This window comes from Microseira wollei NIES-4236 (assembly GCF_020521235.1).
Classification (GTDB): domain Bacteria; phylum Cyanobacteriota; class Cyanobacteriia; order Cyanobacteriales; family Aerosakkonemataceae; genus Microseira; species Microseira wollei.
Genome location: NZ_BLAY01000243.1, coordinates 1 through 11128, shown reverse-complemented (window position 1 = coordinate 11128; position 11128 = coordinate 1). Strand labels below are relative to the sequence as shown.

Genomic DNA, 11128 nt, shown 5'->3' with positions numbered 1-11128 from the left:
GTCGCAGAAGGCGCGGGGCGGCGGGAGGGGGGGGGGGGGGGGGGGGGGGGGGGGGGGGGGGGGGGGGGGGGGGGGGGGGGGGGGGGGGGGCTGGGGGGGCAAAGGGGAGAAAAAACGCTTTTTCGCACAATCAACTATACACAACTGATCTCTCGCGGACATGATATAAATCCAATTAGCAATTAGCAATTAGCAATTAGCAATTAGCAATTACCAACTTGCCTTAATTAGACAACTCGATTTTGACGAATACACTCGCGATACCAATGAAAGCTCGCTTTAGGCAAGCGTTGTTGCGTTTGATAATCTACGTAAATAATGCCAAAGCGACGGTCATAACCCCAAGACCATTCAAAGTTATCCATCAAACTCCAAAGAAAGTATCCAGTTAAAGGATAACCTTCACTTAAAGCACGGTGAGCCGACTTTAAGTACTGTCGCAAGTATAGAATGCGATCGCTATCGATTACCTCACCTTGAGCATTAATTTCATCTTGTGCCGCACAGCCATTTTCCGTAATCAATATAGGTAAATCTTTATGTCCCAAGGTGTCGCTGACGTGACGAATTCCCCAATAAATGCTTTCCGGCACAATATTTAACCAAGGCATGTGCATTTTAGGATACCCTTTAGGCCAGTCAAGTATCTCGTAACCTTGTTCGTTGTCTGTCGCGCGCACGTAAGCGCCTTTGTATATATTCAGACCTAAATAGTCTAAAGGTTGATGGATGATTTCTAAATCTCCAGCTTGAATATCCGGTGCATCTTCGCCTAAGAGTTCCAGCAAAGCGGGACTATAAGCACCTGTCAAGGCTGGAAAAATAATACCGCCATTAGAGCCGCAAGTATGAAAAGCTTTTTGGGTAGCAGCAATATTTTCCGGTGACTCGCTGAGAGGAACCGTTACACAAAAATTATCCACCAACGATACTTTACAGGAACCAGGGGAAGCGGCGCGGATGGCTTGACAACCTAACCCGTGCGCTAGTAAAGCATGGTGAGAAGTCTGCCAGACAGCTTTTTTGCTGTTAACCTGCGTACCGGGGGCATGTACTGGCGTTTCATCGACACCATAACCCTTGTGGGTAAAGCAGGAAATTTCGTTGAGGGTCATCCAGTGGGTGATGCGATCTCCCAAACGACTCACGACGGCAGTAACATAATCAGCATAATCTTGTGCGATTTGGCGACTTTGCCAAGAACCGTATAAATCTTCTAATGCTTGCGGACTATCCCAGTGAAACAGGGTAGCGTGTGGGGTAATGCCTTGTTCTAACAGACAATCGACTAACCGCTGGTAAAAATCAACACCTGCCTCGTTGACAGTGCCGCGTCCCCCAGGAATAATTCTAGGCCATGCAATGCTGAAGCGATAGTCTTTAATACCCAGTTCTACCATCAGCTTGACATCGGTTTCGTAGCGATGATAGTGGTCGCAAGCGACTTCACCTGTATCGCCGTTAACAACTCGATTTGGTATAGTACAGAAAGTATCCCAAACGCTAGGTAAGCGATTGTTTCCCGTCGCTGCGCCTTCGATTTGATAGGCAGAAGTAGCAGCACCCCAGATAAAATTGTTGGGAAATTTGTCACTCATTACCCCTATTTCCTTTACGTAAGAATAACCATGCTCAAGCAAGACAGTCAACTGAGAGAATTCTTGTCTAATATTAAACTTTGGCGCGGTCTACCGGCAGAGCAAGTTGAGCAGTTGGCTAGGATTGCGCTTGCTCAAACATACGCCAAAGGTGAAATCATCTTCCAAGCGGGGGATGAAGGCAGCGGTTTCTTTATTGTTGTTTCCGGGCGCGTTAAAGTCTATAAAACTTCACCTGAAGGGAAAGAACAGATTTTGCACTTATTTGTTGCTGGCGATCATTTTGCTGAAGTTCCCGCGTTTGATGGTCAAAACTTCCCCGCTTCTGCTATGGCGCTGGAGACAAGCGAGTTGTTATTCTTCCCGCGAACCTCTTTTTTAAATTTGCTGCAAGAGCAACCTAGTTTAGCTATCAAAATTCTAGGGGTTTTTGCCCGTCATTTACGCATAATGGCTCAATTAGTAGAAGATTTATCTTTAAAAGAAGTTCCGGGAAGACTGGCAACTTATTTGCTTTATTTAAGCGACCGAAATAACAGCAGCGATCTCGTCGAACTTGACATGACTAAATCACAGTTAGCTGCGCTTTTGGGTACAATTCCAGAAACGCTCTCGCGGGTTTTTGCCAAACTCAGTGCTGAAGATATTATTAGCACGAATGGCTCTAAAATTAAGTTGTTAGACCGACAGCGTTTAATCGGATTAGCAGGAGGTCTCAAAATATAGAACGCTTGCTAATTGCTAATCGCTAATAGAAAAAGCAGCATTAATAATTAGCAATTAGCAATTAGCAATTAGCAAAATTATTTTTGCCGATTGCTACCATTGCCAAAACGATTATCTTGCAAAGAGTTTCCAATTCCTTGAATCACTCCTCGACCAACTAAACCAATTCCTCGCCCTATGACTTGGGTTAATACGTAAACTACACCTTTACCGACGAAGGCAACAACTGAACGGATACGAGGCGAGATCGCATCTCTCGTTTCCAACAATAAAGTCACCGTTTGTTGAACGCCGCTTAAGTTTTCTAGCTCTTGACTGCGAGGGGCATAAATAGATATTTTTCTAATTCCCCGCCCGGTAAAAATCAATAAAACATATCGACTTTCAAAAATTTCCGCCGGTTCGTAAACATATTTTCTTAACCGATATTTCCAAGATAAATTATTCCTGAATCGCTGAATTTCCCGCGTTGATATTAACCGACTGTCATAGAAGTTCTGTTTAATCGTTTCCACATCAGCAAATCGATTCAAAAGCGGTTGAACGACAGCATTAGCTACTTGAATTACTAAATTATGCATCAAAATTTCCGCTCGGGCCAGCGCTTCAGGACTTCCAGGGGAGTACAACGCATTATCAATCGTTAAAGGAGTTTGAAATAGCAGATATTCGAACCACTCGGCAACGAGGGGAATTTTATCGAGAATAGCAGTTTGAACGATTAAAGCATCTTGCAGCAAAACATTCACAACTTCTAATTCCTGATAGCCGATTTGCAGGGTATAATACTTACCAAAAAAATCAGTTGTCGTGCCGAGCCACAAATCCTGCAAAATAGCTGTTCGCTTTTGGGATAACTGCTCGGACTGCACTTGGGAAAAGCGCAATTCGCCCAAAATTTCGTCTATTTTACGTAAAATTAAACACAGCAATTCCTGCTTTTTATCAGACCTAAAAATATCAATTTCTAGGGGAATGTCGGTAAGGTTTTGGACGCCATACTGAATTTTGGCAAAAGTATTGTCAAATAAAACGGATTGCCAAGTACTGGCACTAAGTTCCGATCCGGACATAGCAGAAGCATATAACTCCTCTGCTCCCACAGGCGAGACGCCTGTGCTACGTTGCTCAAGATCTCCCACAGGCGAGACGCCTGTGCTACGTTGCTCCCCTTCCAGCATTACCGGCGTTGTGACGCGGGGTGCTAAAAGCCATTCTACGAGCCAACGGGAAGCCAGCAACTCCCGCCGTCGTCCCGCGAGAATGGCTTGATCGAGAGTTGATCGTGCGACATTTTGTAATTCGGCGGTTACTTGGGCTAAAGCGGCGTCAATTTGCCGTAGTCCAGACTGGTGGAGGCGCTGCCGCAACAGGGAGAAGGTAGAGTTAGGGGGGAGAAGGCGAGGGGGTGAGGGGATCTGACTTGTTGGTCTGGTCGTCGGTGTTTCTTGCCAGTAACGTTCACCCGCAGCAACTTGACGAATAATATTCACTAACTCTGAAACAGCCGTGCCTTTAGCACAATAGCCCTCAACGCCTGCTTGGCGTGCTGCTGCTAGGGAGTCGGGGTCTCTTAACGTACTGAGCAACAATATGGGCAAATTGGGATACTGAGTTTTGAGTTGCTGGCAGATTTCTAGACCCGACGCGGGATTTGAATCGCTGCGACCCAAATCCAAGTTTAAAACGACCAAGTCAACGGGGGGCTGACCGCTAGTGAGAATTTGCCCAGCTGTAGTTAGCCGATCTGCCTCGGCGACGACTTGCAGATCGCCAAATTGCTCGACAAAAACGCGCATGCCCAGTCGGAAAATAGGGTCATCATCGATTAGCAGTATTTGCATTTGGCGCTCGCTCAGGGATGTTGAATGTGGGTCAGTGGTCATCGGTCACAAGCAAGGCTCTGACTTTTCTTAACATTTTTCCGGCTCAAAAACACAAGCAAGTGAGGAAAAATGGCAAAAATATTGCTTCCTCGTCTCTGCAATCTCCCCAGTCTGGGAAATCTCCTTTATCTTCGTTATCTGGGCAATCTCCCCCATGTTCCGGAAGCACGCAAGTCTCTCTACTTACCGTAAAAAGTTAGCCACTTTCCCGATTTGCCAGGGGGATGTTAGTCAAGCAAAAACATAGCTCATAATGGCCTAATAGGGAGCCGTTTCCTTAGAGGTTCGATGAGCTTAAGCATTAGGCAGTGGCTGGCAGAGTATAACATTCAGTTGACCCAGCTCAAAACACCAGGCGCCCAAACTGCGGGTATTGCCTTCCGCCTGGTTCAAGATATGCAAGTCAAAAGCCTAACGACTTTTGATATCTGTCCGTTCGCAGAAGTTTTGGAACTGCCTTGGAGTCTGGCATGGCAAGAAATGCAGCCAGCTGCGGATCTGACGGTTGAATTGCTGCGAGTTTGGCATCGCAAGAAGCCACTCAAACGCAATGAAGGAACTTGGCTGGCGTTTCAAATCGCTTATCTGCGGGCGTTGCATCAGATTTTAGAACAAGAAAACCGGATTTTAAGACCCTGGTTAAATCGAGCTAGTCTGTTGGCGCAACTAGCAACACAACCCAGCAAGCAAGCTCTGGGCGATCCGCAACTGCAAGGACTGCTAAAAACCCTGCGACCGGGTAGACTATCCGATACGCAAGCGGAACAGGCGCTGTCATTGCTAGGTGAATCATTTCTCGGTCAGCAAATGAATAACCTGGCGATCGCTTGGCTGATGGCAAACGGTGCTGAAGAAACCGAAGCCAAACTGATCGTACAACGCTTGGTCTACGCACTTCCAGGTTACCTGCTGGAAGCGATCGCTTTTAATGCCCTGCCTTTAGCTCAACTGCAAAAATTTGTCCGCTTGGGAAATATCCCCAGCACCCCGGAAGCACTAGGTCAACTCGCCGCCTCACCTGACAACCTAGAACTAGAAACCGAACCACCCACCGAGTTCGCTCCCCCTGGCTTAACACCCACTGCGATTGACTTGCACCGCGAATCTTACCGCGCCTCGCTCCTCAAAGCATTGGGGACTCCAGTACTCGAAGAACCCTTTGCCCTCAAAGATTTATACATTCCGCTTAAGGGAATTGAAATCAACAGCCCTAAGGGAGAAAAAGCGCCTTCGTCAGTAGACTTGATGGAATGGGCAACCAACCAACTGGCAGATTTAGAAACCGTTGCTGTCATAGAAGCTCCCCCAGGCGCAGGTAAAACCAGTTTTTGCCAACTCTTCGCGGCAAAAGTAGCCCAAGAGCTTTATCCAGTTTGGATGCCCGTATCGATCCGGTTGCGAGATGCTAGTCTATGCCGCAGTTTGGCACAAACCCTCGCTACCGCCTTCCCTTTGGGAAAGTTTACCGACGCCGATGGCTGGCTAGTGCCGCCACACCCGCCAGTCTTGTTAATCTTAGATGGATTAGACGAACTGCCTCGCTCTCCCCAAACCGAGCGCCACCTTTCTACTTTCCTCGATCAGGTGAGTCAGTTTGTCGTTCAGGGCACTCACGCTTTTGGGCGACCTCGTCACAAGATTGTTTTGACCTTAAGCTCTGGTATCCTTCAGGGTGCCTACAGCAGCAAACCCCTGCAACCAAGAGGTTTATCCCAGCAGTTCCGGCGCATCGCGATTCAACCTTTAGACCAGGAGCAATTGAAACTGTGGTTTAAGCAGTGGTCGAAACTGCAATCCAAATACATTGCCCAAGCTTTCTTTAACTTTTTGAAACAAAGCGGAGTATTTCACTTTAAACCAGACGTGAAGGATTTTGCTAACTTTGTCCACCAGCCTTTGATGATGTTGCTGGCGGGCATTTTACACCGCGACGGCTGGCTGGATGAAAGTATCTTGCCCTTGCCCGGTTCTAAAGTAAAATTTGAAATCCACGACCGGCTTTGTCGTTGGCTTTTGGGCGAGCCACCTGACACTATGTCAGCAGCGGAAAGGATGCACCTGCCAGTGCGAGAAGGTCTAGCCCATGCTTGTCGCAGTCCGGAAGCGATCTCTAATCTACTCCAAGGTCGCTCCCCTGGGGCTGTGCTACAGCAAATGGAAGTCGCGGCTTTAAATATCATACAAAGCTGTGAAAAGTCAATAGCAACAAAGCCTGCCGAACAGATGCAGCTGCCAGCATTGTACTTTTGCATCAGTAGCGATAATCGACAGACAACAAAAATCGAATTCTCCCATCCCAGTTTGGGAGAATATCTCGCTGGGGTAGCGATCGCGCAACAACTCAAAATCCTGGCGCAACAAGTCCAAGACCTCTATGGGGAAGTCAAGTTTGCCATCAATTCCCCTGATGAGGTAGCGTCTCACCTTTACAGTTTGCTTTGCTTTGGCATTCTGCCACCGCTGGTGGAACAAGTCGCCATCGAGTATCTGCGGCGGGAAGAAGCGCGATCGCGCAGTGCGTTCTCGTTTGAAATTTTATCGGATCGCCTGTATCGCTTCTACCGTTCTTACTGTCGCGGCAGGTGGCTCGATACCGGCATCGCGCATAAGGTGCGCTCGCACAACTCCCTCAACGCCTTGCAAATCGATGCTGCTGTTGGTCTTAATACCTTCTTGTTGCTCTGTGCTTGTCACCGAGAAGCGTTGCTCGACTTCTCCCCTTGTGGCGAGCCAACAATCATGGAAGAGTTCGATCCAGACCAACTCCTGACCTTAATCGGTCGCACCACCGTCTTATCCCCCATAGCTTTCTGGCAGCGCGCCAGAGGCAGCCTGCATCAGTTAAGTTTAGATGGCGCTTGCTTGCATTATGCCATGCTGGCTGAAGCTAACTTCTGGAAAAGCAGCTTCTTCAAAGCCGAGTTAGTAGGAGCCAATTTGACAGATGCTAACCTTCAAGAAGCCAACTTATCTTGGGCTAACCTCACCGGCGCTAACCTAGCCGGAGCCAATCTTACAGCCGCTAAGCTAGAAGGAGCTAACCTAACAGGTGCTAATCTGTGCGGTGCTACCCTACAACTTGCCAGCCTCACCAACGCCTGTTTGTATCAAGCTCAACTCGACAGCGCCACCAAAGACTATGCAGAAAAAAACGGTGCGTTGTTTTCCCTCGAACAATATCAAGCTTGTCAAAAAGCTCTGGCTAGTTTGGAAGATACCAGAACTGCCAGCTTTGAAGCATCCCACGATGGCGACCAAACGCTGCTGTTAATTCAGCACGGACAAGGTTCCGTTGTCGGAGCGACCACCACTAATGCCGATGTGATGGAAGGCGAAACAGTACTTTTGGAATAGCTAATAGGTCATGGGTAATTTTAGATTTTAGATTTTAGATTTTAGATTTGCATCTGCGATCGCCAATCACCAATTAGCAATTAGCCATTAGCAATTCCCAATTCCCCCTCATCCATTACTCGCTTTCGGTTGCCGATACCCGTAAAAGTTGATCGTGTAGTCTGTTATTTTGACGCCGGTTTGTTTCTCGATTTGTTGAATTAAATCCTCTGGCAGTTCTACGTGAACGTCCAAAATCTGATTGGTATCCAGACAGTTGACATGGCTGTGAGAGTCGCTGATATTACCGTACAAGCGACCGTCCGAGCGCTCGATACACTCAATAATGCCCTGACTCGATAGCGCCTCTAAATTTTGATACACCGAGGTATGACCGATCGCTTTCCCTTGCTGATTTAAGCGATCGTAGATTTCCCGTGCCGAAAGGTGTTCTTGAGCTTGCCACAGCAGTTCCAGAATAAAACGGCGCTGACGGCTTAACCGCATTCCCAGCGCTTGACACCGATCTACAGCATCATCTAAAGACCGAATGGGTTTGTTGGTATCATTATATACTGACGCACCCATTTCTGCGTTTTCTGTACTTGAAGATCTAAGAGGTTTTGGTAAGTTACTCATATCCTGTTTATTTACTATTTTACCTAAATTAAGGCAAACTCATTACAACTTTAGCCTAGCCAAATTGAAAATGTCTAGCCGTAGCTGGGTTTGAGCAGCCGCGCTGCGCGTAAAGTAGAGCTGGGTTAGCTTAAGGCCCGGTAGCAGAAAGCACCCACTTGGGAAAGTAAAAACCGTCACCCGATTAGGAGAGCAGGTTTTCTTCTAACAGTCGAGCGGTCATTGCGGTTCTGGAACTAACGCCTAGTTTGCTAAAAATACGGCGCAAATAAGTAGCCACAGTCCAGTGAGTGATGCCAAGTTTTTTCCCAATTGATTTATTATCAAGACCCAATGCCACTAATTTAGTAATCTCTCGTTCGCGGGGACTCAAAAGCGTAGGATGATTGCTCCTGGGTCGGCTGCGGACGAGGTAATAACAGGTGCCATCAATATTAGACTCAAACAAAATTTCGTCTACTGTATCCTCAGTTTGGTGCAACACCTTTGAGGGAGCAGAATTATCAACTTGTTGCACTAGATTCTTCAAAATTTCTTCTTGGGGAATCATTTTATCTAGCCGTTCCTTGATCGGGGATAAAAACAAGAGTTCGTAATTCTACACAGAATATCAGGAGTAGATACACAATTCTTCTAAACTCTTGACAAAAAAACACAGAAATACCAGACCCTTGATACTTCTATACTACACAAAACAATACAGAACTTACGGAGAATTTTTGGGAAAGCTGTATCAACCTTGATGGACATACCAATATGGCAACCCATAACCCTGGGCAAAATGGGCAACCTTCACGCTTGCAGGTAGTATTCGCTCAGTATAGACGGCTATCACTCCCATGAGCGTCACACAAAAGAGTTACATCGAGCCAAAGAAACCCGGTTTCTCTCTACTCAGAAACCGGGTTTCTGACGCCAGGGTAATGGGTAATTGTCAAGAGCAGGGGCGGGTTTTACCGTAAGGGCGGGTTTTACCAACCAATCTGTGGAACCACGAGATATCTCGTTAAACGGGATCGTACTGCCAATGAATCCAATTACCAATTACCGCTTAACATTCCTACACCGCTCAAAAATGAGTCTCACTCATTTGAGCTACCCCAAGTGAGCGTCGCTTAAAAAAGCGACTGGTAAATTATTTAAGTCAGCAGTTATAGCTAGAAAAGCGTACCAAATAAGGAGCGGCGTCATGTTAGACGGAGAAACCATGCAACATGAATACGAGAGCGAATTAACCAACGAATTCGAGGCTGAATTACAAAACGAATACGAAGGCGAGTAGGAAGGCGAGGAATTTCTCGGCGACGTTATCAAAGGTGTTGGCGGCGCTTTAGGTATGTTTGAAGGGGAAGGCGAGTATGAAAGCGAGTATGAAAGCGAAGCTTTCTTCAGAAAAATTCGTGGCATTGCTGGCAAATTAGCTCGCGTACTCAAAAAAGTTGCCCCAATTGCTGCACGAGCAGTAGGCACAGCCATAGGCGGGCCGCAAGTGGGGGCAATGGTGGGTAATAAGTAGGTGCAGGTAAATAAAGTGAAAATAGCTATCCCTACCTATGGCAAACGGGACGCCCACCCCACAAGAGATTGAAGGTTTTGTGGGGTGGGCTAATCGCCCGCCATGGTGGTGAGTTTATTTATATTCACCTACTTATTGCCGGTCAGCTAGCAGGGGAAAGCGAATTTGAGTACGAACTCAACGGCGAATTTGAGAGCGAGTACGAATTTGAAAGCGAATACGAATACGAAGCCGCACCGCAACCAGAAGCTTTAGCAGAAGCTCTCGCAGCAATGGCAAGCCAAGTCCAAAGCGAAGCAGAAGCAGAAGCTTACACGGGTGCTTTTACGGCTCGAATTATCCCAATTAAATCTGCTTCCATGCAGCGAATTTCTCCCAAGTTGGTCAAAGGTGCTGCCACATTAACGCGCACCTTGCGGAAATCTTCGACTACCCGTCCGCTGGTAAAAACCGTTCCCACCATTGTTGCTAGAGCTAGCCATACTCTAGCAAGGCAAGCCGCCCAAGGAAAACCTGTCACCGCTGGCTGAAAAAGCCGCTCGCGTTATGGCTGGTGAAACGCGCAAAGTACTGGGCAATCCTGTCACCTGTGCCAAAACTCTGGTACGTTCTTCTCGCACTGCTAGCAAAGTCCCCAAAACCACACCCAAGCGGAAAAGAGAGCCGATGTATGAGTAGGTTGGTAATTGCTAATTGCTAATTGCTAATTGGTAATTGGGGAGAATCTATTAGCCATTAGCTGTTAGCAAAGGTGCCTGTTTTGAATTTTGAAAAAGGTGAAACAATGTTTGAATACGAATTAGAAACTGGCCATGACCGCGAAGCCGAATGCGAATTTGCTAGCGAGTACGAGAGCGAAGAATTTTTTCCTTTGTTAGCGCCCTTACTTGCCAAAGCAGCACCAATGGCAATTAAAGCGATTGGCGGCTTAATTAGTAATGCCAGGAGAAAGCGGCAGCGCGAATTTGAATTTGAGTCTGAAGGCGAATACGAAGGCGATCCGTTTATCGCCAACCTGCTGCGGGGTTTGGGGGGAGCTATGTTAGGTGAGGGTGAATTTGAATCGGAATTTGAATTTGAATCGGCTCCCATGACCGAGTATGAAATTGTCATGGAAAACCTCGCTTATCGAGCGGCGCACAGCGAAAGCGAAGCGGAAGCAGAAGCTTTTTTGGGCGCATTGGTGCCAATGGCAGCGCGATTAATTCCCTCAGCAGCGAAAGCGATTAAGTAGGTACAAGTAAATAAAGTGAAAATAGTTATGCAAGTGTGGGGCGGGCGGGGCCCCCCCCCCCCCAGAATCTGAAAATCTTTTTGGGGGGGGGGCCCCCCCCCCTCTTTTTCCATTTTATTATAATCACCCACTTTATTCTTTTGGGCGCCCCTTTATTCTAAGTGTAAGATTGGAAAAGAAACCCTTCAAACCCCAC

Annotated in this window: 11 protein-coding genes; 7 read left to right on the top strand and 4 right to left on the bottom strand. The window is 47.2% G+C overall.

The window, feature by feature from the left end; translation table 11 throughout:
* Positions 1–227 precede the first annotated feature (227 nt).
* Entirely contained in the window at positions 228–1598 is a 1371-nt protein-coding gene (locus tag MiSe_RS43870) for a GH1 family beta-glucosidase (protein ID WP_226592755.1), read from the bottom strand.
* Between the two features lie 30 nt (positions 1599–1628).
* On the opposite strand from MiSe_RS43870, the gene MiSe_RS43865 reads away from it, so the two are divergent.
* The gene (locus MiSe_RS43865) at positions 1629–2324 is read left to right on the top strand and encodes a Crp/Fnr family transcriptional regulator (RefSeq protein ID WP_226592753.1); all 696 of its coding nucleotides are present in this window, start codon (positions 1629–1631) and stop codon (positions 2322–2324) included.
* A 77-nt stretch (positions 2325–2401) separates the two neighbouring features.
* On the opposite strand, the gene MiSe_RS43860 is transcribed toward MiSe_RS43865, so the two are convergent.
* Positions 2402–4210 (bottom strand): DUF3685 domain-containing protein, encoded by a 1809-nt coding sequence (locus tag MiSe_RS43860; RefSeq protein WP_226592752.1) that lies wholly within the window; start codon positions 4208–4210, stop codon positions 2402–2404.
* 288 nt (positions 4211–4498) lie between these two features.
* On the opposite strand from MiSe_RS43860, the gene MiSe_RS43855 reads away from it, so the two are divergent.
* Positions 4499–7564, top strand: coding sequence for a pentapeptide repeat-containing protein (locus tag MiSe_RS43855; RefSeq protein ID WP_226592750.1), 3066 nt, complete (start codon positions 4499–4501; stop codon positions 7562–7564).
* 108 nt (positions 7565–7672) lie between these two features.
* Here MiSe_RS43855 and MiSe_RS43850 read toward each other — a convergent pair whose 3' ends face one another.
* Together MiSe_RS43850 and MiSe_RS43845 are read right to left on the bottom strand one after the other, a co-directional pair.
* A complete protein-coding gene (locus tag MiSe_RS43850) occupies positions 7673–8131 on the bottom strand; it encodes a Fur family transcriptional regulator (protein ID WP_226592757.1) in 459 nt (152 codons plus the stop codon).
* 235 nt (positions 8132–8366) lie between these two features.
* Positions 8367–8732 carry a response regulator transcription factor gene (locus MiSe_RS43845; protein WP_226592748.1) on the bottom strand — a complete coding sequence of 122 codons (366 nt, stop codon included), beginning with the start codon at positions 8730–8732 and terminating at the stop codon, positions 8367–8369.
* A 289-nt stretch (positions 8733–9021) separates the two neighbouring features.
* Between MiSe_RS43845 and MiSe_RS51670 the strand changes: the two genes are divergently transcribed.
* From MiSe_RS51670 to MiSe_RS43830, 5 genes are all read left to right on the top strand, one after another.
* Positions 9022–9144 carry a hypothetical protein gene (locus tag MiSe_RS51670; protein ID WP_264196993.1) on the top strand — a complete coding sequence of 41 codons (123 nt, stop codon included), beginning with the start codon at positions 9022–9024 and terminating at the stop codon, positions 9142–9144.
* Between the two features lie 374 nt (positions 9145–9518).
* Positions 9519–9698 carry a hypothetical protein gene (locus tag MiSe_RS43840; RefSeq protein ID WP_226592746.1) on the top strand — a complete coding sequence of 60 codons (180 nt, stop codon included), beginning with the start codon at positions 9519–9521 and terminating at the stop codon, positions 9696–9698.
* A 77-nt stretch (positions 9699–9775) separates the two neighbouring features.
* Positions 9776–10228, top strand: coding sequence for a hypothetical protein (locus tag MiSe_RS43835; RefSeq protein ID WP_226592744.1), 453 nt, complete (start codon positions 9776–9778; stop codon positions 10226–10228).
* A gap of 16 nt (positions 10229–10244) precedes the next feature.
* Positions 10245–10376, top strand: coding sequence for a hypothetical protein (locus MiSe_RS51665; RefSeq protein WP_264196990.1), 132 nt, complete (start codon positions 10245–10247; stop codon positions 10374–10376).
* Positions 10377–10482: 106 nt separating this feature from the next.
* Positions 10483–10932, top strand: a complete 450-nt coding sequence (locus MiSe_RS43830; protein WP_226592742.1) for a hypothetical protein — start codon at positions 10483–10485, stop codon at positions 10930–10932.
* Positions 10933–11128 lie beyond the last annotated feature (196 nt).

Coding starts and splice junctions, on each gene's coding strand:
- MiSe_RS51670 (WP_264196993.1), top strand. CDS start 9,022: ATGAGCGTCACACAAAAGAGTTACATCGAGCCAAAGAAACCCGGTTTC.
- MiSe_RS43830 (WP_226592742.1), top strand. CDS start 10,483: ATGTTTGAATACGAATTAGAAACTGGCCATGACCGCGAAGCCGAATGC.
- MiSe_RS43855 (WP_226592750.1), top strand. CDS start 4,499: ATGAGCTTAAGCATTAGGCAGTGGCTGGCAGAGTATAACATTCAGTTG.
- MiSe_RS43865 (WP_226592753.1), top strand. CDS start 1,629: ATGCTCAAGCAAGACAGTCAACTGAGAGAATTCTTGTCTAATATTAAA.
- MiSe_RS43845 (WP_226592748.1), bottom strand. CDS start 8,732: ATGATTCCCCAAGAAGAAATTTTGAAGAATCTAGTGCAACAAGTTGAT.
- MiSe_RS51665 (WP_264196990.1), top strand. CDS start 10,245: ATGGCTGGTGAAACGCGCAAAGTACTGGGCAATCCTGTCACCTGTGCC.
- MiSe_RS43860 (WP_226592752.1), bottom strand. CDS start 4,210: ATGACCACTGACCCACATTCAACATCCCTGAGCGAGCGCCAAATGCAA.
- MiSe_RS43850 (WP_226592757.1), bottom strand. CDS start 8,131: ATGGGTGCGTCAGTATATAATGATACCAACAAACCCATTCGGTCTTTA.
- MiSe_RS43840 (WP_226592746.1), top strand. CDS start 9,519: ATGTTTGAAGGGGAAGGCGAGTATGAAAGCGAGTATGAAAGCGAAGCT.
- MiSe_RS43870 (WP_226592755.1), bottom strand. CDS start 1,598: ATGAGTGACAAATTTCCCAACAATTTTATCTGGGGTGCTGCTACTTCT.